Origin of the sequence: Francisella-like endosymbiont (genome assembly GCF_003069505.1) — a bacterium.
Lineage (GTDB): Bacteria > Pseudomonadota > Gammaproteobacteria > Francisellales > Francisellaceae > Francisella.
Genome location: NZ_QAPC01000001.1, coordinates 13,535 through 39,514 on the forward strand (window position 1 = coordinate 13,535; position 25,980 = coordinate 39,514).

The following is a 25,980-nucleotide window of genomic DNA, read 5'->3' on the forward strand; positions in this document are numbered from 1 at the left end:
AAAATAAATACCAATAATTTCTTGAAAATATAGAGTTAACCACTATCTAACAAAGTATCTAACAAATTGTAGTATTAACATAACTAAAATAAAAGGTTATTTTATGAGTAAGCAAGAAAAAAGTAAAGTAGAAGATAAAAGTCTTGATATTGAAACAGAAGCACAAGTAGGAACTGAGCGAGGATGTGCTAATAGAGCTATAGAAGAATTATCTGTAGAAGAACAACTAGAAAGAACAAAGGATACTATAAAAGAGCTCGAAGAGAGTTGTGATCGATTTAAAGATGATGCTTTAAGAGCGAATGCTGAAATGGAAAACATTCGTAAAAGAGCTGAAAGAGATGTATCTAATGCTCGTAAATTTGGCATAGAGAAGTTTGCCAAAGAACTTTTACCTGTAATTGATAGTATTGAACAAGCATTAAAGCATGAGGTTAAGTTTGAAGAAACTATTGCAATGAAAGATGGTATTGAGTTAACAGCAAAAATGCTAGTTGATATACTCAAGAAAAATGGTGTAGAAGAGCTAGATCCAAAGGGTGAGAAATTTGACCCTAATCTACATGAAGCTATGGCGATGATTCCTAATCCTGAATTTGAAGATAATACTATCTTTGATGTGTTTCAAAAGGGTTATATGTTAAATGGTCGTGTTGTTAGAGCTGCAAAAGTTGTCATAGTAAAAAATTAAAAAACCACTTGAAAAGATTATAAAATATGCCCATCTAATGGCTAGATGGATTTGAAATTTAAAAAATTACATAATAAAAACAGGAGAATCAAATGGGAAAAATAATAGGTATAGATTTAGGAACTACTAACTCTTGTCTTGCTATTATGGACGGCAAGACTGCTAAAGTTATTGAAAACGCTGAAGGACATAGAACAACTCCTTCAGTAGTTGCATATACTGATAATGGTGAAATACTAGTAGGTCAAGCTGCTAAAAGACAAGCAGTGACAAACCCTGATAACACATTCTTTGCTATCAAGAGACTTATAGGTCGTAAGTATGACGATAAGGCTGTACAAGAAGATATTAAAAAGAAAGTACCTTATGCAGTAGTTAAAGCTGATAATGGTGATGCTTGGGTTGCTACTAAAGATGGCAAAAAAATGGCTCCTCCACAAGTTTCGGCTGAAGTTTTAAGAAAAATGAAAAAAACAGCAGAAGATTATTTAGGTGAGAAAGTTACAGAGGCTGTAATTACAGTACCTGCATACTTTAACGATAGCCAAAGACAAGCAACAAAAGACGCTGGTAAAATTGCAGGTCTTGATGTTAAAAGAATCATTAATGAGCCTACAGCAGCAGCTCTAGCTTATGGTGTTGACTCTAAAAAAGGTGAGCAAACCATAGCTGTATATGATTTAGGGGGCGGTACTTTTGATATCTCAATTATTGAAATTGCTGATGTTGATGGCGACAACCAGATCGAAGTATTATCAACAAATGGTGATACTTTCTTAGGTGGTGAAGATTTTGACTTAGCTTTGATGAATTATCTAATCGATGAGTTCAAAAAAGAGCAAGGTGTAGATCTGCATAATGACAAACTAGCTTTACAAAGAGTTAGAGAAGCTGCTGAAAAAGCAAAAGTAGAGTTATCATCAGCACAACAAACTGATGTTAACCTGCCATATATTACAGCTGATGCAACAGGACCTAAGCACTTAAATATCAAAGTAACTAGAGCTAAATTTGAATCTTTAGTTTCTGACTTGGTAATGAGATCTCTTGATCCTTGTAAGAAAGCTTTAGAAGATGCTGGTTTAAGCAAGTCTGATATTACAGAAGTATTACTAGTAGGTGGGCAAACTCGTATGCCTCTAGTACAAGAGAAAGTAAAAGAGTTCTTTGGTAAGGAGCCGCGTAAAGATGTCAACCCTGATGAAGCTGTAGCAGTCGGTGCGGCTATTCAAGGTGGTGTATTAGCTGGTGATGTTAAAGATGTACTTTTACTAGATGTAACTCCACTTTCTCTAGGTATTGAGACTATGGGCGGTGTTATGACTAAGCTTATCGAGAGAAATACTACTATCCCTACTAAAAAGTCACAAGTTTTCTCTACAGCTGAAGATAACCAATCTGCAGTAACAATTCATGTACTTCAAGGTGAGCGTGAGATGGCATCTGCAAACAAATCTCTAGGTAGATTTGATTTAGCAGATATCCCACCAGCACCACGTGGTATGCCACAAATTGAAGTAACTTTTGATATAGATGCTAACGGTATATTAAATGTATCTGCAAAAGATAAAGCTACTGGTAAAGAGCAAAATATAGTAATTAAATCTTCAAGTGGTTTATCTGAAGAAGATATCGAAAAAATGGTACAAGATGCTGAGGCTAACGCTGAAGCAGATAAGAAATTCCATGATCTTGTAACTGTTAGAAATACTGCTGATAATCTAATCCATAGCTCAAGAAAAGCAATTCAAGAGCTAGGTGATAAAGTAACAGCAGAAGAAAAAGATAAGATCGAAGAAGCTTGTAAAGAGCTTGAAGCATCAACTAAAGGTGATGATAAACAAGCAATTGAAGCTAAAACTAAAGCTCTAGAAGAAACATTTGCACCTATAGCTCAGAAAGCTTATGCTGAGCAAGCTCAAGCTGCTGGTGCTCAAGGTGGTGCTAAAGCTGAAGAATCTAAAAAAGATGAAGATGTTGTTGATGCTGACTTTGAGGATGTTGAAGACGAAAAAAATAAGTAATCTTTTAATAATCAATAAAGTGTGATTTATCCAAACTTTTCTTTTTATTATAATAATCTGTCCAAAATTTTTAGGTTAAGTAAAATGCAACAGAAATGCTACTATGAAATTCTAAATGTATCAAAAACTGCCTCAAGTGTTGAAATCAAAAGAGCTTATAGAAAGCTTGCGATGAAATATCATCCAGATCGTAATCCTGGTGATAAAGAGTCAGAGATTAAATTTAAAGAAATATCTGAAGCCTATGAAATCTTAAGTGATGATGGTAAAAAAGCTCGATATGATCAATTCGGCCATGCTGGGGTAAATCAACAAGCAAGTGCTGGAGCTGGTGGATTTGGTGGTTTTGAAGATATTTTTGATACTTTCTTTGGTGGAGGAGCTTCGCGTGGTTCTGCTAAGTCTAGAGCATCTCGAGGTAGCGATTTAGAGTACACTTTAGAAATAACTTTAGAAGAAGCTTTCTTTGGTGTTGAGAAAAATATAACTATACCTAGGATGGAGTCGTGTGATAGTTGTGATGGTATAAGTTCTAAATCTAGAACAAAAACTACTTGCCATGCTTGTCATGGTCATGGGAATATCCGTAGACAACAAGGTTTCTTCGCTTTTGAACAAACATGTCCAGTATGTAATGGTACTGGCTATAGTATTACTGATCCTTGTGATGCTTGTTATGGTAGCGGTAAAGTCAAGAAGCAAAAGACTCTTAAAATTAAAATACCAGAGGGCGTTGATAGTGGTGATAGAGTCAGGCTTCAAGGCGAGGGTGATTCTGGTTTGAATGGTGCTATGAACGGTGATCTGTATGTTCAAATCATAATTAAAGAGCATAAGATTTTTGAAAGAAGAGATATTAATCTTTATTGTGAAATGCCGATTAGCTTTACCAAAGCTTGTCTAGGTGGCGATATCAAAGTTCCGACACTTGATGGCGAAGTTAGCTTAAAAGTTGTTCCTGAAACTCAAACAGGCAAAGTTTTTCGTCTACGTGAAAAAGGTATGAAATCTTTGAGAGGGCACAGAAGAGGTGACTTATTATGTAAGATTGTAGTAGAGACACCGGTAAACTTAAATGCTGAGCAAAAGGAATTATTGGAAAAATTTGCTGATAGCTTAGGAGAAGATTATCAAAACAAACATGCTCCAAAGAGTAAAACATGGTTTGATAATGTTAAAGACTACGCTAAGAAATTTTTTGAGTAATATTTACAGTAAAATAATCTTTTATAATTCAATTTTTGGTAAATTTTTTTCTATATAATCGCTTTAATAACCTAACTTCTAGGAAAAGGTTATGATAAAAACTATAAAATACGCTGATTTAGGTATAAGTTCATTTTATTGGTTAGATACTAAGCATCATTTTAGTTTTGATGGTTATTATGATCCAGAATAGGTTTTGGTATTTGAAAGTGATAAATTATGACATTGTAATGCCTCACTATGGATTTGTTACCCATCCACATAGAAATATAGAAATAATAATTTATGTTACTAAGGGGTTATTACATATAGAGACTCATATGGAAACTATGGCAAAATTACACCTGGTAATATTCAAGTAATGTGGCAGGTAAGAGGATATTTCATTCTGAATATAATTTAGAAAATGAAGTACTTTTGTTTTATCAAATATGGATTGAGCCAAGACAAAAATATTATCAGACAACTTTTACCACAGTAGTGTCTAGTCAAATAAAAATAGGATTAAATATCGCTAAAACTGGAGATGCAATGAAGGTAGTTAATGAAAATGAGATAATTATAGAGTTTATAGAGGATTCTGAAGTTATATTAATTAGATGTTGCAAAAAAGTAAAATAGGAGATAATTATGAAAAAATTAGCAAAAGTTTATTATAGTGTTTATGGACATACAAAAGTTTTAGCTGAAGAGATTAAAAGAGTTCATGGAGAAAAGCTCTAGAAAATGGTACGAGCAAAAGTGGAAAAATAAAATTACTGCTGGCTTTACAAACTCTCATAACCTCAGTGGTGATAAGTTAAATTATTTGATGCAGTTAGTAGTTTTTGCTGCACAGCATGGGATGATTTGGGTTGGTTAAGCAGAGCATAATCAATCATCTGAAGGTTCTGCGGGTAAAGAAGATGTTGTTAATGGAATCGGCTTCTATCTTGGTGTGATGGCTCAATCTGAGAATAATACTCCGGATATTAATCCACCTTCTGGAGATAGAATGATAGCATTAAAATTTGGACAAAGAATTGTTGAAGTTACTAAGACATTTCCTTTCTAGAATAGAATATCCTTTTCTACTTATAATTCTTTAGCTAGAGGTACTTTAGCTTTTCTATCGTAAAACCTTAATCAAAACCAAATTACTTGTTTAATCTTATCCATGTTCTACTTCTGTTTTTGTATGATAAGTTTTCTCATTAGAAAATACTTTAATTTCTAAATCATGTTTTTCACCATTTTTTCCATTGTCTATACCTTGACGACAATCTATTCTAACAATATCCCAGTCACGTGAAAATCGCCAATAAATATTTTATTCATTCCTGAGCGTTTGATTTTAACGTCACCATAGTCGATTACATCACAATTTTCTAGTGCTGATCCAGAAACTTCAACATTGTAATATTTTTGATTTTTTATATCTTTGGGTAATTCTCCTTTTTTATTAAAGTTTACATTTTTGGTATGAGGAGATGTGATATTGATATATAGCTCTTCTTGTGGCTTACTTATAATCTTCAATATAAGCACAAAAAGTAAGTGTTGAAAATATAGGTAATACTAAGAGTAATTTTTTCATTTTTAGATTCTAATAGGTGGTTATTTTTGATTATTTTACTGCAAAAAATAAGAGCTAACCAATATCTATGTTTCGTTTTGTAGAAGAAAATTAGTTAAGTATATTTAGAAATTAGCAGTAAAAGCTGGTTTTCTCTTATGATGACTACGATTATGCCAGAAATTTATTCTTTCTAGAGGTTTTGCTGAAATTGCTTACCATCTAAGAAATCGTTGATTTCTTGATAAGTTACTCCCATTTCATCTTCATCAGTTTGTCCTTGCCATAGTCCAGCAGATGGAGCTTTATCAAGTATATTTTTAGGAACATCTAAGTATTTACCTAATTCAAAAATGTGAGATTTTTTGAGATTAACTAGTGGAAGAATATCAGTAGCTTCATTACCAAACTTTATAAAATATCTCATATACCATTCACAAGCATTATCAGTACCAATAACCACTCTATTATATTGTTTAGCACAGGCATATAAATACATCATCCTCAAACGAGCTTGAGTATTTCCTTTAATTATAAGTTATCTATCATGTTTGGTATTGGTAAATTTTTGTGTTGACGCAAGAAAAGTTTCGTATGCTGTTTGAATTGCAATAATATGATGTTCAATATTAATTTTCTCTGCAAGTTCTAGAACATCTTGTATATATTGGTGTTGATTGTTTTTTGATGGTAGTATTAAAGCTGTAGTTAATAATTCAGTTTTGACAGCTAAAGAAGCTGCAACTGCTGAATCTATACCAACCGGGCTAAGACCAATGACAAATCCTTCAGCAAGCTAATTCATACAAGTATCACTTAGCCAATCAATTAACTTTTGTGAATATTCTTTGATGTTGAAATCTTTAACTATTTTCATTTTGAACCTTATTAATAGAATTAATATGAGTTTAAACCAATCTTAGTTAGCTGATTTTATCATAATCATATAGCTTATTTTAGAGTAATTTTTTAGAGCTTTTACTAAAGAAGATTAATTGTTTTAAACTATTTATCAAAAGCTGGGTTATCATAATGATGGTCAGAGTAGTTATCAACATTATAACCACTGCCTAGAGCTTGATATAAGTTAACTACACTATTAAGAGATTTCAATTTAGCTTGATTAACTTACATTTGTTGGTATAGAACATTCAAGGTAATACCTGTATATTATGCTTTACTTATAGCTCCAGAACTGTACTTTTAAAAGAATATTTTATCTTGTCTTTGAGTTTACTCTAAAGATATAGTTTGTTTTTTGAGATTTTTGCATTAGCAGCTCTTTTAGAAAGGCTATCATCAACATCTTGGAAGGCTTGTTGTAGGGTGTTAATATAATCATAATATGCTTAGTAAAACTCTCTGTGCCTTACTTAGCCTTGTCACTATAAGCTAGAATACTTAAATTAAATACTAGTACAGCAAGCAACAGCTTTAGCATCCCAAGCCAAAGCATTCATCGTAGCAAGTTCTCCAAGTGCAATTATAGCATTTCCGAAAGTTCCAGTAAGGTCAATACTTGGGAAAAATTGTGATTTAGCTAAGCCAATATTAGCATTTGCTGGTTTCTAGTTTATACTTAGCAATAGTAATAGTAATAGTAATAGCAATATCTGGTTGATTCTCTAAAACTTGAGAAGGCATATTTACCGGCACTTTTATATTAGCATTAATTTCACTTAGAATCCTGCTCGTGACAATTTTACCAAGTTTTCTTCCAATCAAGATTGTAAGAGTATTTTGGAAATGATATGTCATTTTTGATCATAGCTACTTTGCCTTTTTGTACTTCAAGTTGCTGACGAATAACTTCCTCTAGCATTGGCGAAGTTGCCCCCTAACTTATGCTGATTTTGAGCATAGTATATTAATAGCTGTATTTGATTGACCATTAGCGTTTGTAATTTTAACTATTCTTTTGCTGTAATCAGTGAAAAATATGCAGCACTAACTTGACTTATGATGGATAGTCTTGTGGTGTCTTTAAGATTAGTTCGCATTTTTTTACTAAGACGTGAAATCTCATCTAGTTTAAACTGCCTAGCAATGTTGATTGTATAGCTAGGTATAATACCAACCAAAGATCCTGTGGTAGTTTGAGTTCCAATATTATTAAGCTGGGGATATTTGAGCTAGAATTTACATCGAATGCTTGTGCGACAAAAACACCACCAACCTTTGCTGTAGGTAACCAGCTATAATTAGCTTTATTTATTTCAGCATTAGCTTGTAAGATATTACCAATAGAAACTTGTAGTTTGTTATTATCCTTTAATGCTGTAGTTATTAGATTATTTAATACTGGATCATTAAACTCTCTTCACCTCGCAACTTTTATAAGGTCCCAATTTTTCGTAACTTCGATGTTTTTATCTTGGTCATTCCACAAAGCTGGAGCTTTGATTTTAGGTCTTTTATACTCAGGACTAAGAAGCTACAACTAGATCTTAAGAAGGTTGCAGATATTAACGCTAAAGGGAGTATTTTATTTCGTATAATTGTTGTGACCTATAATGTATCTACTTTTACTGTTGTACTTGCTCCAACTCTGAGTTGGTATTTATGATCATTGTTTAGGATTATTTTTACTGGGAAGCGTTGAGTGACTTTTATCCAGTTTCCGGTAGCATTTTCAGGTGGTAGTAATGAGAAAACTGACCCAGTAGCATAACTGATATTATCAACTTTCACAGTGTAAGTATGACTATACATATCTAGCTCAATTTTAACTTGTTATCCTGGCTTGATTCTATAAAGATCTATTTCTTTAAATTAGCATCTATCCACCATTTTTTATTATCAATAAAGCCAAATAGTGCTTGTCCTGAAGATACTAATTGTCTTTTGTGAGGTTTTAGGTTAGATACATAACCATCATCAGGAGCTGTCAATGTTATATAGCCTAGATAGGTTAGCGTTATCATAACCAAGTTTAGCTACACCAATTTGTGCTTTAGCGATTTCAATCTGTAACAAAGCTTGCTTAAGTGATGAGTAAGCTTCATCTTTTGCTTTCTGAACTTGAACTTTTTGGTTTATGTATTTTTGCGCATCTTGTAGAGAATCAGCATCATCTTTATAAAGTTTGATGTATCTGTTTGTTATGCTTGTTGAAGTGTCTAAAGATGACTGAGCTTTTGAACTATCGCTAATTGTCCCTTAGCTTGAATGACTTTTGAGTTTGCTTGAGCTACCTGTAGCTGATAATCTCTAGGATCAATTTGCACAAATTTATCGCCTTTGTGTATAAATTGGTGGTTTTGAATATAGACTTTTTCTATATAGCCACCAACTTTAGATGAAATACTAATTACATCAGCATTAACATAAGTATTATCGGTACTAGGAAAGATTTTGTTATATTTGTAATAGCCATAAATTCCTAATGCTGTCATCGTGATAATACTACAGCCAATGATGATTTTCTTAGGTAAAAATCTTGAGTCTTTTTTATTTCTTATGGTTGTTGAGTTTGTTGTATTTTTTCTTCTGACATTTTATTACCCTATAATAATTTAATGCATCGCTGCAACAGGAGCATCTTTAGGCGGTTCCTTTAATAAAAATGGTACTATAGCCAAGATTAGACTAAGTATACCCATTAAATAAAAAGAGTTAATATAGCTTAATAAGCTACTTTGGTGTAACACTTGTTGTTTTTGCAATAGGCTACTAGAGCACCAAATCAGGCATTGGCAAACTATGACTCCAAGTTTAAAAGTTATTATTTAATGATGATATATTTTGTGATAATTCCAGACAAGTAGTCTGTTGGTTTCTTGAGATAAATGTTACTACAAAAGTGGTATCAACAGAACTGCCAAAATTTCTAAAAAAGTTAAATGACCCAGACATATCACCCATATCTTTATCAGCTATACTAACTACTAATACGCTCACAAATGGAACAAAAAACATCATCATTCCTAATCCCTGAATAGCAGTTGTAAGTATAATATCAAATTCATTAGCAGTAGGAGGAAAGCCTGCATTCATTAAACAAGACACTCCAAAAGTATAACTATTCCAAGACTAATAGTTTTCCTTACCCATAGTTTTTTTACTGAAATAGATTGTGTTAGCATTACACCAATAATAGCGGCAACACCTCTAGGAACGGTTATATATCCTGCTAGATCAACAAGGATAGCCATATATTTACGGCAACATCGTGGGTAAATATGCCATAGCAGCAGAGAACAGTAGTACAAACATAAAATATAAAAGGCAAGCTAATGCAAAGTTAAAAATTTTAAATATTTTAAACTTAACTACCGAAGAGTAAATTAAACCTCTCCAAATAAAGAACCTAAGTGAAACTAGAAATATTACTAATAGTATGATCATTTTAATTGATGAAAACCAACCATTGGTATTATCGTTATCTATAAAAAGCTCTAAACAGCCAATACTGATAGCAATAAAACTAAAGCTGATATAATCATTTTGATTTTTTTATGTGTTGTTGCTTCCATCATAAAAGAAATAATTATAAAAGCTACGATAAAAAAAGACACATTGACATAGAAAATCCACACCCAAGACATATTCTCAGAAATTACTCCACCAAGTACTGGTCCAATAATTAGTCACATAACGATGACCATACTATATATAGTCATCATTTTACTATACTCTTCGTTTTTGAAACTAGTAGATATGTATGTCTATGCTACAGATGGTAAGAAAGCTCCTCTCATACTTAAAAGCCCTAAAAATAATCATTTCAGTTAAAGATGTTGAAAGGCCACACATTATTGACGATGCACCAAAAATTACAGATGAAACTAAAGCAACCCTTTTTATACCATATTTTTCAATAATTAATCCCGAAAGTAGTATAAAGATTGCTGCAGTGACAATACATACTGTAGTTATATAAGCAATAGTTTCAACATTATCCCGATAGCATCCATAGTCTGTGGTATTGCAATAGCTACACAATTGTCAAATCAACAATCTCAGCAAGTGCCAGTAAGCTTATTGCTAATACCCGTTCTTTTTTGGTTCCAAAAGCCAACAGTTTTTGTATTACTAGCTTGCATAAGTTTTAAACTTTTTGTGGTTAAAATATTACTAACATATTACATCACTTTGTGTAGTAAATAGGAAAACTACTTTATAGGTTTATTTTTGCATAAAATTATTGCACAATTTTAGCTATGTATTATAGCATAATATGGACATTAAATAGTAAAAAGTGGACAAAATATTACTGAGGAAGAGATTAAATATTTAATGATCGACTTGATGTACCAGCAATAATTGGAATAAAAGGTGAAAATGCATCTGATAGTGAAAATAGGATAAATAACCAAGAGTTAGATTGGCATTACCATTGTCATGGTAAAAATATTTTGTATCGAATCAGGTCTTGTTCATGTAAGTACTCCTAATGGCTTATGGGTGCTACCATCAAATAGAGCTGAGTGGATACCACCAAATATATCACATAAAATTCGTATAAGTGGTATTGTAGAAGGATGGGTTATTTTCATACTCCCAACTATGTGTCAAAATTTGCCTAAGAGCTCAAGAGTCATACCAATGAGCGAGGTGTTAAGAGTACTTGTACTAAGAGCAACAGAATGGGGCAAGCACGAAAATCTAAGCTTAGAGCAAGAGCATATTACCAAGATTATCTGTAATGAGATTAGGTTTGCTCCAGAAGAAGCATTGCATTTACCGATTCCAAAGACTGATAGAGTTACAAGTCGCTAATGCAATTATTGATAACCCTTAGATAAATAAAAGTTTAGAGGAGTGGACATCATTTACAGCTATGTCGCCACAGACATTGTGAAGAGCTTTTTTATCCGAAACAGGACTTAGTTTTTCACGTTGGCGACAACTAGCAAAAGATATTTCTGTTACTGAGGTTTCAGATTCTTTAGGGTATGCTTAACCGAGTAATTTTATAATAACGTTTCGTAAGGCATTTGGTAAGACACCAAAACAGTATTTTTCTAGTGAAAGGGCACAGTTGAAAATATTTATAAGAATTGATTTTTTAGTTTTTTAATATCTATTTTACCAGTATTATTTTTTGGTAAATTTTCTACAAATATACACGATTTAGGAACTTTATAACCCGCTAATTTATCTTTGCAGTATTTGATAATATCCTGCTCAGTTACATTAGAGCCTTTTTCCAATGAAATAAAAGCTATAGCTCTTTCACCAGATGTTTTTGAGTTAACTCCAGTGACAGCAACTTCTCGTACATAATCTAATTTAAGGATACATAACTCGATTTCCCTTGGATAAACATTAAAACCTGAGACAATAATCATATTTTTGATTCTATCGGATATAGTTAGGCGGCCTTTTTTGTCTATATAGCCGATATCACCAGTCTTTAGCCAACCATCTGCAGTAAAGTGAAGTCTATTATTTTCTTTATCATTCCAGAAACCTTGGCACTTTTGGGGACCTTTAAGCCAGATTTCACCTTCTTTGAAACATTCATTTATCTCTTGATGAGTGTGAATATCGCGAATACTAAGTTGTGTACTTGGAATAGGGTAGCCACAAGTACCAAAATAATCATCCTCAGACTCATTAAACTTATTTAAAGCAATTGCAGGGGACATTTCAGTCATACCATATCCTTCTTTGAGCTCTACTCCTGTTCTGTCTAGCCATTGTAAATATATTTTACGCGAAATTGGCATACCACCACTTAAAGAATACTGATATCTTGTTTTGTTAATTTTTTCAAAATCAGGATGCTCAAGCATTGCCATATAAAGAGTATTAAGACCATTAAAAATAGTGAACTCATTTTTTGACATAGTTTTAATGAGATTCTTAATATCCTTAGCGTTTGGAATTAAGACATTTTTTGCACCAGCAAAAAAGAAGCAAAGTAAATTAGCACTTAGTGAGAATATGTGGTAAAGAGGTAGGGAGGTTATGATTACTTGATTAGACATATCCATGTCATGCTTGATCCATGCCCAAACTTGCTGGATATTTGATGCAAGATTATTATGTGTTAGTATTGTTCCTTTAGGCTTACCTGTTGTCCCACTTGAATACTGTAAGCATAAGATATCATGTTTTGTCAAAACTGGGTTTTTATATAAATTTGCATTGGCTTTGATGGCTTTACTAAACGGGATAAAATTACTTTTTGTATATTTGGGTTTATTTTCAATTAGATATTTGGAGACAAAACCAATAATCTGTTTTTTAGGAAATGGATATAAATCAGCAATATTTGTAACAATTACATTCTCTAAAGAGTCGATATTTACACGGGCTTTTTGTATATTATGAGCAAACATATCCATTACAATTGCAGCTTTGACATTACAGTTATTGAATATCGCCTCAATCTCATCTGCAGTATAAAGAGGGTTAGTGTTGACAAATACAGCACCAATTTTAACACAGGCAAATAAACTAACAGTAAATTGTAAGCAGTTAGGTAGTACTATCGCTACTCTATCACCTTTGTTAATTCCAAGTTTATTTTGTAGAAAGCTAGCTATTTTAGTAGCTAGCTTATCAAGTTCAAGAAAAGTTAGATTTACATCGTGACATGATACAGCTTCTCTATAAGGAAATTGTATAATCGCTTTTTCATATAGATCTAAAATTGTATCGTGGTTTTCTGCAATATTCTCAGGAGTATAATCAGGATAATTAGCTAGCCAGGTTTTGTTAGAAAATGTACTCATATTAAATAAGGTTGTTAATTACTAGAAGTAATTCTAGCAAAAAAACAAACTATTGAAATAAATTTACAAGATTATTATATGGTAGAAACTATAAAATGATATTTTTTTAGTTCTCAGGATGGTATGTAACGTTATCAATATCTGCTTTATGATCATCAATAACTTGTATTCTATTTATATACTTATTTAATATAGGAGTCAAAATAACCATAATAATTGTTGTAACTAAATACCAATAGCGACATAACCAAATACGGCCTTATATCTTTCTAAGCTTTATTGTTTAGAGATTACATTACCATTTTGAGGTAGTACTATAAATGATACTATATAAGAAGCAATATATGATTCAATCATTGTAGCTAGAAAACAAAATCTCGTTACAAATCAGATATAAATGCTGGACATAGTTCAGCAACCATTGTTAGCCCAAGTCCTGATATTAGTAGCTTACCTAAAGAAGAACTGGCCTAAGATAGAATTAGCCAGTTACCTGAAACTATAGTGTCTGTTGCGAAGTATTTCGTAGAATATAAAGTTGCATATGAGACAAACATTAATGCTGTTCCAATATAGAATTTGGTAGCGTGTGTTAATTTACTTTTTTTGCATAGGCATTTTCTCCTAATATTAGAAGACTAAAAAATCATTAAAGTACTGAGAACAATCTTTTACAATAATTATTACTGAAATACTTGGCTATTTAGAAAGTTTATAATTGATAATATGTTTATTGGTGCAGTTTCAGCTTTGAGAATTCTCTTACCTAAATTAATTGTATAAAAATTATTGCTATGAAATTTAGTCATCTCTTTATCACTAAAGCCACCTTCTGGACCAATAAAAATATTAAAATTTGTACTAGATTTAACTCGTTGCTCAAAATCCTTTTTTGTCTGAGTATATGGACATAACACAAGATTTAAATCATTTTGAGGTATTTGTATATCATTAATATCGATAGGAGTATGAATTTTAGGGATAAAAACACGCCCACATTGCTCACTAGCTGCTATGGCAATTTTATGCCAGCGTTCTAACTTTTTATCAAACTTATGATTTGTAAACTCAGTAATAATAGGATGTATATTATTTACTCCTAGTTCGGTAGCCTTTTGAATCACCAACTCAAAATTTTCGTTTTTAATAATAGCTTGATAAATGTTTGTAATATAGTTATTTTCATTGTTGATATGTTTTTTATCGATTACTTCAAGAGTTATATTTTTATTGTCAATCGTGATAATTTTAGTCTTATATTGTAAGCCATCGTAATTATTGAATAATATCAGATTTTTTTAAGCGTAATACATTTTTGAAATAATTGTAGTATTCTCCTGAAATATTTAAGATTGTAGTCTTTGTCGAAATATCAGCAAAAAAACCTCGAATAGTTCTCATAAAGTTAAAATTTGATAAAATATTTATCTGTTATTATAAATTTTTAATTATTTAAAAAGTAGGAAAAATTTATGTGTATTTTCAATAAAAGTTTTATCACTAATTTAGTTGCTGTAATACTAGCAATACTTGGCTGGTATTTTGCTGAAGAACATATCAAAAATATTGGTTTTTATGCTTTGTCAGGAGCATTGACTAACTGGATAGTAATATATATTCTCTTTGAGAAAATTCCATTTCTCTACGGCTCAGGAATTATTCCTAACAAATTTGAAAGCTTTAAGCGAGCTATAAAAAAAATGATTATGGAGCAATTTTTTTCGCCGCAGAACTTAAATAATTTTCTTAAGAGCGATCATATCAAAAGGTATCTAGCTGATAATGTTGCAGCTAAAATTGATTATAATAAGATCTTTGATAGTTTTATTGATATGGTTATGAGTAGTAAATATGGCTCAATGATTGAAATATTTCTTGGCGGCATAGGGGCTTTAGAAGGATTAAGAGAACTATTTACTAAGCAATTAGATTCAAAAATAATCGAGCTACTATCATCAATAGATATCGATGCAAATAGTATTTCTCAAAAAGCTGCAGAAAAGATTGAGAGACTTTATAGATAGTCGTTTAGTTGAGCTAACTCCGCAAATGGTTAAAGAAATAATTCAAAAAATTATCCGTGAGCATCTAGGCTGGTTAGTCGTATGGGGTGGGGTGTTTGGTGGATTGATAGGTTTAGCAGTTAGCTTTATTGCTTAGCTAATAAAGGTTTGAGGAAATTGTGAGTATTTTTGTGTTTAGCTTGGATTTATTTATTTATATGTTTTTGGATTTTCAGATTTTTGATTAGCCAAGGATTTAATTGCGAGAATATATTTATCAATGCAGTATTAGTCATCTGAGAATATAAGTTTGCATCTACTTTATCATCTGGTATTTTTTGATGATATTTCATTGTTGTTATTTTTGTAAAACCTGTTTTTTCATTTTTTAGATAGAAGGTTATATAAAAGTAAAAACTGTTTATCATCTAAATCTAATATTGGTCCATAAGTAGTTGTTCCTGATAGAGTAAAATCTTGACGAATATTAATATCTTGGAAAGCAAGATTATTAACTATATTATGATCTAGTATATATTCAAAAGTTGCTACAGTAAGCATTTTTGATACCGGCATCGCCCAAGAGCTATTTTAAAATGTATAAAGACGATTACCTTTTAGGTAAAACATTTGCGTTGATGTTGAGGCTTGAGTTTGGATATTATATACTAGTAAAGTTGTACTAATATCAGCATTTTCAGTATCTGGTAATGGTTTTGATTCTATTTGTTTACTATAGATAACATATTCTTTTTGTTCTGGTACTTTTACGGGGCACCAAAAAACGAAAAAGCAGATGATTGCAAAGGTAAAAATAATATACTTAATAATAAATATTTTTTCATGGTTTTATTCCTCATGGTTTATGCCTCTGACAATAGTTGAAGGATCATACTCAAGTATTCTGATGACATTATTAAGTCGAGTAATGGCTTCTTGACTTTCAGTCATAGTCTCATTTATGTTCATCAGAGTTTTATTAAAGTAAATTGATGAGTTACTTAGGCTATATAGAAGTATGTTTACACTATCACTAAACTCATTAAATTTTTCTAAATTTTCAGGAGAGATCATTTTGTTAAATTTGCCATAAATCTTCTCAAGTGAGCTAGCTATTGCACCAACTCTATTCAAGATGCTTTCAAGCTGTGAAGGTTTTGATTTAATCTCGGGAATTTGTCCTTTTTTGTTAAGTAGTAGATCTAGACTAGTATTTTCTTCATCGATATCTAAAGAAAGCTCAACCTTTGACTGACCTGTAATTCCAATACTTTGTAATGTTGCTACAGTTTGTTTATATATTGGTATTTGACTATTTATTTTCACGTAAACACTAACAAGCTTAGGATTATTTTTATTTATCGATATATCAGATACTTTACCAATACTAAAACCTTTGTAAGAAACATCTGAACCAACATTAAATCCTGAAATACTTTTGAAATTTGTCACAAATGTTGTAGTATCTTGATCTTTAAAGCCTCCAGATAAAAAGAAGCCTATAAATATCATTACAAATACCATAAAAATCACAAATAGGCCGGCGATTAGATTTTTTATACTATTTTCGTTCATTATAAGCTCTTAATACTTACCATCATTACGTGAGTCAAAAAATTTTCTTATACTTTCATACTGTGTTTGCTAGGATACAAACTCAGCAGTATCATGAAGCATTATTCTCTTTTCATCCATATATATTATATCGTCAACAATATGCCAAATAGTATTAAGATCATGAGTAATCATTACTACTGACATTTTAAGCTCTTTTTTTAGATATAAAATAAGATTATCCATGGCTCTGGCAGAATATAGGTCTAAGCCAGCATTAGGCTCATCTAAAAAGACAACTTTAGGATCTAAAGCTATTGTTCTTGCTAGAGCTACTCTCTTTAACATTCCGCCACTTATCTCAGAAGGGTATTTATTAAATGCTTCTTCTTTAAAGCTCCACCATTTTTAGTTTTATAATTGCTATGTCAGTAAGTATGTCTATAGGTAGTTTTGTATGTTGCCTAAGAGGAAAGATGACGTTTTGTAGATTAGTTAAAGAAGAAAAAAGTGCACAATGTTGAAACATCATACTTATTTTACTTGATATTTCTTTACGCTTGATTGGGTTATCAGCAAGTTTTGATATCTCTTGGTTAAGCAAGAAGATTTTACTAGAGTAAATTGTTTGGAGCATAAGAATTTCACGCATTAATGTAGTTTTGCCACAACCACTAGCACCGATGATACAGCTTATTTTCTCAAAAGGTATATCAAGGTTTAGATCTTTATGAATCCATTCTTTACCAAGCTTTGTACTTAGGTCTCTTACTTGAATTAAACTCTGACTCATGGTTTGATTTCTCCCTAAGCAACACCATTTAATGCTACTACGAAAATAGTATCAACAACAATTATTAAAAAGCTCGAGTAGACTACACTAGTAGTTGTTGCTTTACCAACACTTTGCGAATCTCTTCTAACTGCTAAACCCTGATGACAACCTATTCCAGCTATAACTAGAGCAAAAAAAGGTGTTTTAAGTAAACCAATATAAAAATGGTTAACATTAACATTTGAAACAATCTTTGGATAAACTGTAAAGGTGTGATCCCTGCGATTATATCTACAATAATAATACCCCCGATAATGTTTGCAATCATCGCAATTACAGTTAGTACTGGTAAGCTTATTATCAAAGCAGTTATTCTTGGTAGTACTAGGCGCTATATTGGATCTTCACCAATAATTTGTAAAGCATCTATTTCTTCATTAACTTTCATAATACCAATTTCTGAGGTAAATGCGGAGCCACTCCTACCAGCAATAATAATCGCTGTAAATAAAGGAGCAAATTCTCTAAATGAAGATTATACCTAACATATCTACAACAAATATCTGTGTACCGTACTGCATTATTAAGTTAAGTGGCAAGTATGTTAAAACAAGCCCGATAATTAATGACAACAACATTACTATATTTAAGGCTTTAATAGTTGAGTCATAAGCAATATTTAGCACTATAGAAAAGAAAGACTTATATGGCTTACGAATAAGAGTTAGATAACCTAAAAAAATAGCTCCTAAAAAAATAATACTTGTTTTAACTTCTAGAAGAAGATTATTCGTACTTTTACTAAGGGTGTAAATGCTAATAAAAACTATATTAGATTTGTTTGAGTATTCTTTATCAATTTTAGTTGGATAGTTATTTGCAATAAACTCAATAAAATTTTTATCCTTACCATTATCCAAAACTAAATCTTTTTTAGTAAGTCCTAGATCTTTAAGAATTTTAAGAATAAAGTAAGCTCCAGCTGTATCAAGAATTTCAATCTTTGTAATATCAATTTGCTTTATAGTAACTTTTGCTCGAAAAATTTTTTTCTCAACTAGCTTGGGGTTAATTTGTTTGAGAGTTAACAAACCTGCAAAATAAATAGTGTTCTGATCGATATTTATTTTCATTTACTTTTTACATAACAACTACCCTATAATTAATATACAAGAAAAATAGCTTTAATACCAACTTGTAGTTAATATTAGCAGTATTTAATTGAATCATATTGCCTTAGATTGTTATGTTGAATTACTGAGATAAGTCTATCTCTATACTCACTACCATTAAGTTCAGAATAATTCTCTAGAGTATCAAGTAGAGCTTTTGTGGTAATTGATGGTTAATTATTTTATCCCTAGCTATCCTAAAATCTAAAAACTTTGAACCTGTATTAAGTCTATGATAATAGCCTAGAACACTTTCAGGAGCATTATTAAATATTTCAAGGTAAATATCAGAAGCTTGTGCTTTGACACCACATCCTTCATGAAAACAGTGTAACCCAAAATAATTATTATAATCTTTAGCAAATCTTGAAGTTCCCCAACCACTTTCTAGCGCAGCCTGAGCGAGTACGAAGCTTGTTGGGATCGTACCTGCTTTTATACTTAGGTAATCTAATTCTTCAGCTATGCTGTGATTTGTTTTAATTTTATAGTATTCAAGATAATAGCTAAGTTTTTTATTTTGTCTAGTACTTAATGAGCTTTTTTGTCTAAGGCATTTTTAAGCTTTTGAATTTGTTGCTGTTGTAAGCATATCTCTTTATTAGCAAACTCAATTGCTGCTAACATATATTTTTAAAAGCGTCTTTTTTTCTTTGAAATTTTTAATTTTAGAAAAATCGGGTTTTTTACTATCTTAGGGTCTCTAGATTCTAAAAAATAATTTGCCTTAATACGTTTTTTATCTTCATTTGAAGATAGAATAGCTGCTGATATGGATAATACTAGTAGGACAAAAAAATATTTTAACAATAACCTCTTATTAGTCATGCTCATAGTAGTCATAATAATCTTCTTTAAAATCCTCAAACATTTCAACTGTTTGCTCTAGCTGTACTTTTAAATTTAACATATCTTCAGGAAGTTTGCTTTTAAATTTAACCATCTTTGTAGTTGTTGGATGGATAAAAGAGAGCTTATATGCGTGCAAAGCTTGTCTAGTTGGTGCTGTTATAGCTAGTTTTTCTAGTTTTATTGAAGACTTGTTATATGTTTGGTCACCAACTAGCGGATGTTTGATACTTTTCATATGAATTCTAATCTGATGAGTTCTTCCTGTTTCAAGTTGACATTCTATAAGTGTAAAACCATCATAGACTTCGATAGGAGTATAATGTGTAATAGCTTGTTTACCTCTATGGTTGATAGCCATTTTTGTGCGATTAATAGGATCTCTGCCAATCGGTTGATTGATAGTGCCTTGTTGATATATTTCACCTTCAACTATTGCAAGATATTTACGCGAGATTTTTCTCTCAGCAAGTTGTTGGACAAGATTGTGATAAGCAATACTACTTTTGGCCACAACCATTAATCCTGAAGTATCTTTATCTAGACGATGAACTATACCAGCTCGTGGCAGTTTATCTTGATCTTTATAGCGATGTAGTAAAGCATTAGATACTGTTCCAGTAGGATTCCCAGCACCAGGATGCACTACCATATTAACTGGCTTATCAATGACAATAATATTATCATCCTCATAAATTATATTAAGTTTAATATCTTGGGCAATCCATTCATTAGTCGGTAGTAGTTCGACATTAATTTTAACTTCCTCATCACCTAAAATAATATATTTTGCTTTGGTAGCTTGACCATTAACTATGATTGAGCCTTCTTTTAGCCATTTTTGTATTTGAGTGCGAGAAAACTGTTCAAATTGTTCATTTATTGCTATATCAATTCTTTTTCCAGCATTTTTGGGATGCATTATAATATTTTGATGAAATCTATTAGATAGTGTATTATGTGCCATGTTATGTGCTTAATATAAGTATTTTTATATATAAAATATTAATTTTACATAGAATTATATAAGAAAATTCTAAGGATAGTTAATCAAATGAAAAGGTTTTTATATTTAATAATAACTACATTTATCTTGCTGCTACTGAGTTCATGTGGACCTAAGAAGGATAGTGAGTTGCTGCAAGTTTACACAGGTTATACTGCTAGCTTCATTTATGCTAAGGCTCATGAGCAAATGCAGAATGAAAAGTATTTTGATGCGATTAGATCGTATAAGTCTTTGGTAGCACAGTACCCGTTCACGCCATTAGCAGAGAAGGGTATGGTTGATTTGATATATGTTTATTACATGGATGATGAATTAACTATGGCGCTTGCGTTAGGGCAACAGTTTATTAAGATGTACCTATATAGTATATACAAAGGTTATGTTTACTATATGATAGGTGTTGTAGGCTTTGAAGATGGTAGAGGAATGTTACAGACTTATGCGCCATATGATATGAACTATCATGACCCTACCGGATATCAAGATGCATATACTAATTTTGAAAAAGCGATTCAATTAGATCCTAATGGTAGTTTTGTTCCGGATGCTAAACGTAGGATGGTATTTATAAATAATACTATCGCAGGGCACTATAATGATATAGCTCATTTTTATTTCAAAAGAGGTGCTTATAATACTGCTATCGACAGAGCTTCTCAGGTGATAAGAAGTTATCCACAAAGTACATCAACAGAGGATGCCTTAGTTTTAACTATCAGAGCATATAATAAACTTGGTTTGTATGATCAGGCTAAAGCAAATATTCGTGTACTTAAGAAAAACTATCCTAAAAATAAATTCCTTAAAAACCTTCGCCCAGATGGCACAGAAGAGCTGAGCTCGTATCAAAGGTGGTTTGGTTGGCTATAGGTTAACTCCAATTAAAAATTTATTATCTGTAAAATTCAATAAATTTTTGTTGAAATATAATCATCTAACATATTTACTAATAATGTGTAATTTTTGCTAAAAATGTACAAAAAATAATTACCGCTTGCATATTAGCTTCAACTTATATTTTAGCAAATAATCAAGTTTCATCAAAATTACTAATGATAATTTAAAATCTGAATCATAATGGCCAGGTAATCAGTATTGGGAGATCTAATATAAAAAATTATAAAGCTTATACTAACTCTTTTTGAATATAAAAAAATTCTGAAATTAAAGAGTGTAAATTGGTTTTGAAAAATATTAAAAATCCTTTTTATATGCAGTCAAGTTTAGGTAGAAATGAGTCAAAAGGCCAGTATGAAGAATGGCATAATCAGCCAAGTAGTTATGCTGTTGAGTCATTAGATGCTTAAAATATAGTAAATGCTATCAATTTTATAGTATATATAATTTACGTTTTGTCATAAAGGTAGCAGGGGGTGTTATGCAAAATGAAGTCATTATTACAGATGGTAAAGTAACACCGTAAATGAATGCCTAGATCAAGTTTTTTTTGAGCTTCAAATGGTGGTGGAGGCTCTTATGGGATGGTTACAAAACTAATATCTCAAGGACCACACAAGCTTACAAGCCATTTTAGTCTAATAAATGGATAAATAACAATAATGCTTATAAATCTTTAATTAAAAAATCTATTTTATTCTACTACTCAAAACTAAATAATTAACATTGAGGTGAGAGTTTGATTTTTGTCCTAAAATTAAAATGATAATAGCAATGATAACTTTTAGTTACTTGGCAAGCATTTTTTTAAAATAGCTAGAAAGTCAGTCAGATTTACACTATAAAACTAAGTATATAGATATCATACCAACACAAGTTAGGAACTATGATTTTTTAACATAGGAATTATCTTGATATGGTTGTGAAAATACAGGATCAGACTCTAGAGAATGAGAGTACTGGTAAACTTTAAATACTGGCGAAGTATCAGTATCCTAGTATATTTATCAGATTTAATATCTACCTGCGAACTAGTCGATCCTAAAAAATCATAGCCAAAACAGTACTTTTTACAAAGTTTCGAAACTTGCACACCAGTATCAATTCAGATTAAGCATGGCTTAGCAAGTGTTTCTAAACAAGTTATAGATTAACTAAGCAAATAGGATGTTAGTTTTTAATGCTGTAACACTGGCAATTATAATCTATATTAGTGATAAGTCACAATTTGGCGAATTAAGAATAAACATGATCCAGACGTTCTAATGTATTATCATCATTATGTTGATAGTAAAATTAGCAAGAATGAGACTTTATGGTGAAATAGTGTAAAACTATATTCTATATTTTGTTTCAGCCTTCTAATAATTTTTATCAAAAAATTGATTTTGATATATCGCTTACAAATAAATAACAATAAATAAATTGTTTAGATATAAAAACACTACACAAGGTGGATTATATATTTTAGAAATTTAATTTTAAGTTTATTATTTTTTAGGGAAAACCTTGCTTAAGTTTTCAAATATAGTTGCTTCTAAAGCTACATATACTTTCTCTTCGAAAGCAGGGTCAACAACTTTACCTTTAGATAGTTCTCCAGCTATTTGTTTAGAAGCTGCAACCATAGCTTTAGCTACAGGATTGTTACTATTTTTAGCTGCTGTAAAGTTACAAGCATTATTACCAAATAGGATATCCTCAGCATCACTTACTTGTTTGTAAATACCACTGTCATCAATAGCGTTAGCAACAGGACCAGCTACAGTATTTGCAGGTCTTAACATTAAAGTATGACCTTTCACATATATCACCCCTCCAGAACCTATTGCAGTACTGATTACGTTTACAGCAGCCTTGATAGCCCAGCTATTATCTAACTTATCTAGATCATAAACTGTAATATCACCAATACTAAACTTATCTAATAAGTAAGTAAGTACACTTTCCATAGTTTTTTGGTCTGATAGCTCATTAATAACGTTTCTAGCTGCACTAACATTGGCATTAGCCCTGATATTAAGTAGGCCAGCTTCACAGATCGATTGTGCCGTTTTTCTTGGTATAGTTATCTTCTTCTGAATACTACTTTCTAAGTCGCTTAGAGTAGTTACTGTATAAGCAAGTGTATTAGCATTAGCATATAGCGAAATAGCTTTTGTTGTATCATTACCTTGAATAGACTTGATAGCCTGGATAGTTAAGTAGTTTGTGATATCATTAAATGCAATAGCTGTAGCTGCATCTTTACTATCGACGTAGTATTGACCATTCCAAAGAGCTACTCTTGCATTCCAGAACATATCAATATTATTTCTATAGCTCGCATAATTAAGGCCAATAGCAGAGTCCCATGCTGCATTTAAATGTGACGATACTGGTTTAGCAATATCATTAAAATATGCTTTAGGACCATTTACAGTTATATTTTTCATAGCATTAAATTGAGTAATTTTTCCTTCAGCATATGCTTTATCACCGTTCTCAATAGCTTTTAAGATATTTATTTTAGTATTGATAGCTTTCAATTCAGCTTTTTTCTGAGTGATTTTTTGATCATAGTTTAATTGCTTAACTTTTTTACCTACTCCAGAAACATTATTTCTTTTTTCTATCCACTTTTCTATAGTATCGTTAATCTCATCTATTTCAGCGCTATATTTAGCAATACCTTTGGTAGCTGCAGCTTCATCTGTCATATACATGTCTTTAGGCTTAACTCAATTAGGAATTTTAACCTTACCATTATCAGTTAATACCAAGCCTTTTGCTAATCTTGCACCATTTGCTTGGATATCGCCAATATCAGATATGCTTTTAACAGCACAAATTGGTGAATTTATATCAGTATTAGCAGCTTTCTCAGCATCATTAGAATACTTAGTAATAGATTCACTTACGATTTTTGCATTTAAATCATCAGCATAAACAGAAGTTGCTGCGATAGTTCCTAAAAGAGCTATAGTTAATATCTTTTTCATTTTTATCTCATATACTTTATTAAAATATTATTACTAACTGTTTTAAATTTTAAGTAAATTGTACTTATAATTATATTTTGTGTCAATATATTTTATTTATTTTTTTAAATAAATTAATTTTTTTGTAGTCTTAATTTTAATTATAGATGTTAAAGCATTATAAATAAAAGGTTTATAAGTTTAATATTAAATTAAAAATCAAGAGTTGTGAATATCAATTAAGAATCATGGACTAAAAATTAAATTAATAATTTAAGGATTTAAGTTTTATTTATAAACAGGGAATTTATTACAAAGATTTAAAATTTTAGCTGCTGTTTGATGTTCTATTTGTTCATTACCGCAGTTAAACACTACATCTGCTAATAAGTTAGCGACTAATTCACATTCGTTCTCTTTAAAGCCTCTTGTCGTTATAGCAGGACTTCCAATTCTTAGACCACTAGTAACGAAAGGAGAGCGAGGATCATTTGGAATAGAGTTTTTATTAACAGTGATTTTTGCTCTACCTAAAGCTGCTTCAGCTTCTTTACCAGAGAAACCTGTATTTGTAATATCAAGTAAAAGTAGATGATTACTAGTTCCACCAGAGATTATATTGATGCCGCGCTCTTTTAAAACTTTTTCCATAGCTTTAGCATTTTTGAGTACTTGGTTTTGATAACAAACGAAACTAGGCTCTAATGCTTCTTTAAAAGCAACTGCTTTAGCTGCAATTACATGCATCAAAGGACCACCTTGAATGCCAGGGAAAATAGCGGCTTGGAATTTTTTTGCAAGTTCTGGATTTTTGTTACAAAGTATTAAACCACCTCTAGGTCCTCTTAATGTTTTATGTGTAGTTGTAGTTGCAACATCGACATATTGGAATGGGTTAGGGTATACTCCAGCTACCACTAGCCCTGCCACATGAGCTATATCTGCCATCAGTATGGCATCTAAAGAATCAGCTATTTCTCTAAACTTTTGCCAATTGATTATGCCAGAAAATGCTGAGAAGCCTGCTATTATCATTTTTGGGTTATGTTCTTTAGCTAATTGTGTTACTTGCTCGTAGTCTATATCGCCATTTTCATCTAAGCCGTATTGAATAGAGTTATAAATTTTCCCAGAGAAATTAACTTTACTACCATGTGTTAGGTGCCCACCTGCACCTAAATCCATACCAAGAACAGTATCACCTGGTTTTAAGACAGCATTATAAATAGCAGCATTTGCTTGAGAACCTGAGTGTGGTTGAACATTAGCATAATCAACGCCAAATAGTTTCTGTGCTCTCTCTATAGCAAGTTTCTCAGCGATATCAACAAATTCACAACCACCATAATACCTTTTGCCATGATAGCCCTCGGCGTATTTGTTTGTAAGTTGTGATCCTTGTGCCTCCATTACCGCAGGACTTGCATAGTTTTCTGATGCTATAAGCTCAACATGTTCATGCTGTCTTTTAATTTCAAGTTGTATAGCGTCAAAAATCTCTTTATCGGTATTTTTTAGGCTATTTTTTTCAAAGCTAAACATATTTGGTAGTCTCCTGATATTTTTTAGGTGGATAAAATAAATTTAATGTTTAAAATTA

The 25,980-nt window shown here is 31.4% G+C and carries 16 protein-coding genes and 12 pseudogenes; 10 read left to right on the plus strand and 18 right to left on the minus strand.

Features of this window, described 5'->3' with window-relative positions; all coding sequences use genetic code 11:
* Positions 1–103 precede the first annotated feature (103 nt).
* The 5 genes from grpE to C9379_RS00120 all read left to right on the plus strand — a co-directional run bounded on the left by grpE (position 104) and on the right by C9379_RS00120 (position 4,783).
* Positions 104–691, plus strand: coding sequence for a nucleotide exchange factor GrpE (grpE, locus tag C9379_RS00100; RefSeq protein ID WP_143385175.1), 588 nt, complete (start codon positions 104–106; stop codon positions 689–691).
* Positions 692–783: 92 nt separating this feature from the next.
* Positions 784–2,715: a molecular chaperone DnaK gene (dnaK, locus tag C9379_RS00105; protein WP_143385174.1), complete on the plus strand. Its 1,932-nt coding sequence runs from the start codon at positions 784–786 to the stop codon at positions 2,713–2,715.
* A gap of 84 nt (positions 2,716–2,799) precedes the next feature.
* The gene (gene dnaJ / locus C9379_RS00110; RefSeq protein ID WP_143385173.1) at positions 2,800–3,921 is read left to right on the plus strand and encodes a molecular chaperone DnaJ; all 1,122 of its coding nucleotides are present in this window, start codon (positions 2,800–2,802) and stop codon (positions 3,919–3,921) included.
* 363 nt (positions 3,922–4,284) lie between these two features.
* Positions 4,285–4,542: a cupin domain-containing protein gene (locus C9379_RS00115; protein WP_318263417.1), complete on the plus strand. Its 258-nt coding sequence runs from the start codon at positions 4,285–4,287 to the stop codon at positions 4,540–4,542.
* Positions 4,543–4,627: 85 nt separating this feature from the next.
* Positions 4,628–4,783, plus strand: coding sequence for a flavodoxin family protein (locus C9379_RS00120; protein WP_318263416.1), 156 nt, complete (start codon positions 4,628–4,630; stop codon positions 4,781–4,783).
* Between the two features lie 288 nt (positions 4,784–5,071).
* Here the strand turns inward: C9379_RS00120 and C9379_RS00125 are convergent.
* The 5 pseudogenes from C9379_RS00125 to C9379_RS00145 all read right to left on the minus strand — a co-directional run bounded on the left by C9379_RS00125 (position 5,072) and on the right by C9379_RS00145 (position 10,521).
* Positions 5,072–5,497: pseudogene (locus C9379_RS00125) on the minus strand (hypothetical protein).
* Between the two features lie 104 nt (positions 5,498–5,601).
* Positions 5,602–6,353 (minus strand): annotated as a pseudogene (nadE, locus tag C9379_RS00130) (NAD(+) synthase).
* A gap of 128 nt (positions 6,354–6,481) precedes the next feature.
* A pseudogene (locus tag C9379_RS00135) lies at positions 6,482–7,975 on the minus strand (TolC family protein).
* A 9-nt stretch (positions 7,976–7,984) separates the two neighbouring features.
* A pseudogene (locus tag C9379_RS00140) lies at positions 7,985–8,972 on the minus strand (HlyD family secretion protein).
* 19 nt (positions 8,973–8,991) lie between these two features.
* A pseudogene (locus tag C9379_RS00145) lies at positions 8,992–10,521 on the minus strand (DHA2 family efflux MFS transporter permease subunit).
* 145 nt (positions 10,522–10,666) lie between these two features.
* Here C9379_RS00145 and C9379_RS00150 point away from each other — a divergent pair.
* Positions 10,667–11,482: pseudogene (locus C9379_RS00150) on the plus strand (AraC family transcriptional regulator).
* Here C9379_RS00150 and C9379_RS00155 read toward each other — a convergent pair.
* The 3 genes and pseudogenes from C9379_RS00155 to C9379_RS00165 form a co-directional block, all read right to left on the minus strand.
* Positions 11,470–13,161 carry a long-chain-fatty-acid--CoA ligase gene (locus C9379_RS00155; protein ID WP_143385172.1) on the minus strand — a complete coding sequence of 564 codons (1,692 nt, stop codon included), beginning with the start codon at positions 13,159–13,161 and terminating at the stop codon, positions 11,470–11,472. The pseudogene C9379_RS00150 and the gene C9379_RS00155 sit on opposite strands and share 13 nt — an antisense overlap.
* Positions 13,162–13,267: 106 nt before the next feature.
* Positions 13,268–13,769: pseudogene (locus tag C9379_RS00160) on the minus strand (POT-type proton-dependent oligopeptide transporter); the annotation flags it as partial.
* A 75-nt stretch (positions 13,770–13,844) separates the two neighbouring features.
* Positions 13,845–14,562, minus strand: a pseudogene (locus tag C9379_RS00165) (16S rRNA (uracil(1498)-N(3))-methyltransferase).
* Positions 14,563–14,633: 71 nt separating this feature from the next.
* Between C9379_RS00165 and C9379_RS00170 the strand changes: the two are divergent.
* Both C9379_RS00170 and C9379_RS00175 read left to right on the plus strand, forming a co-directional pair.
* The gene (locus tag C9379_RS00170) at positions 14,634–15,185 is read left to right on the plus strand and encodes a DUF445 family protein (protein WP_318263415.1); all 552 of its coding nucleotides are present in this window, start codon (positions 14,634–14,636) and stop codon (positions 15,183–15,185) included.
* Entirely contained in the window at positions 15,166–15,321 is a 156-nt protein-coding gene (locus C9379_RS00175; RefSeq protein WP_318263414.1) for a DUF445 domain-containing protein, read from the plus strand. The genes C9379_RS00170 and C9379_RS00175 overlap by 20 nt, the downstream gene beginning before the upstream one ends.
* 49 nt (positions 15,322–15,370) lie before the next feature.
* Here C9379_RS00175 and C9379_RS00180 read toward each other — a convergent pair.
* From C9379_RS00180 to C9379_RS00205, 7 genes and pseudogenes are all read right to left on the minus strand, one after another.
* Positions 15,371–16,009 (minus strand): annotated as a pseudogene (locus tag C9379_RS00180) (hypothetical protein).
* A 4-nt stretch (positions 16,010–16,013) separates the two neighbouring features.
* Positions 16,014–16,739, minus strand: coding sequence for an MlaD family protein (locus tag C9379_RS00185; RefSeq protein WP_143385171.1), 726 nt, complete (start codon positions 16,737–16,739; stop codon positions 16,014–16,016).
* Between the two features lie 69 nt (positions 16,740–16,808).
* A pseudogene (locus C9379_RS00190) lies at positions 16,809–17,511 on the minus strand (ABC transporter ATP-binding protein).
* 14 nt (positions 17,512–17,525) lie between these two features.
* Positions 17,526–17,992 (minus strand): annotated as a pseudogene (locus C9379_RS08585) (MlaE family ABC transporter permease).
* 25 nt (positions 17,993–18,017) lie between these two features.
* The gene (locus C9379_RS08590) at positions 18,018–18,626 is read right to left on the minus strand and encodes an ABC transporter permease family protein (protein WP_425536901.1); all 609 of its coding nucleotides are present in this window, start codon (positions 18,624–18,626) and stop codon (positions 18,018–18,020) included.
* Positions 18,627–18,700: 74 nt separating this feature from the next.
* Positions 18,701–19,508, minus strand: a pseudogene (locus C9379_RS00200) (glucosaminidase domain-containing protein).
* Positions 19,486–20,481, minus strand: a complete 996-nt coding sequence (locus tag C9379_RS00205; protein WP_143385170.1) for an RluA family pseudouridine synthase — start codon at positions 20,479–20,481, stop codon at positions 19,486–19,488. The pseudogene C9379_RS00200 and the gene C9379_RS00205 overlap by 23 nt, the downstream one beginning before the upstream one ends.
* 87 nt (positions 20,482–20,568) lie before the next feature.
* Between C9379_RS00205 and C9379_RS00210 the strand changes: the two genes are divergently transcribed.
* Positions 20,569–21,393 carry an outer membrane protein assembly factor BamD gene (locus C9379_RS00210; protein WP_143385169.1) on the plus strand — a complete coding sequence of 275 codons (825 nt, stop codon included), beginning with the start codon at positions 20,569–20,571 and terminating at the stop codon, positions 21,391–21,393.
* Between the two features lie 314 nt (positions 21,394–21,707).
* Entirely contained in the window at positions 21,708–21,830 is a 123-nt protein-coding gene (locus tag C9379_RS00215; protein ID WP_318263413.1) for a hypothetical protein, read from the plus strand.
* Between the two features lie 1,080 nt (positions 21,831–22,910).
* Here the strand turns inward: C9379_RS00215 and C9379_RS00220 are convergent.
* From C9379_RS00220 to glyA, 3 genes are all read right to left on the minus strand, one after another.
* Positions 22,911–24,119: a hypothetical protein gene (locus C9379_RS00220; RefSeq protein WP_425536902.1), complete on the minus strand. Its 1,209-nt coding sequence runs from the start codon at positions 24,117–24,119 to the stop codon at positions 22,911–22,913.
* A gap of 21 nt (positions 24,120–24,140) precedes the next feature.
* Positions 24,141–24,401, minus strand: coding sequence for a hypothetical protein (locus C9379_RS08595; RefSeq protein ID WP_425536903.1), 261 nt, complete (start codon positions 24,399–24,401; stop codon positions 24,141–24,143).
* A 267-nt stretch (positions 24,402–24,668) separates the two neighbouring features.
* Entirely contained in the window at positions 24,669–25,922 is a 1,254-nt protein-coding gene (gene glyA / locus C9379_RS00225) for a serine hydroxymethyltransferase (RefSeq protein ID WP_143385168.1), read from the minus strand.
* Positions 25,923–25,980 lie beyond the last annotated feature (58 nt).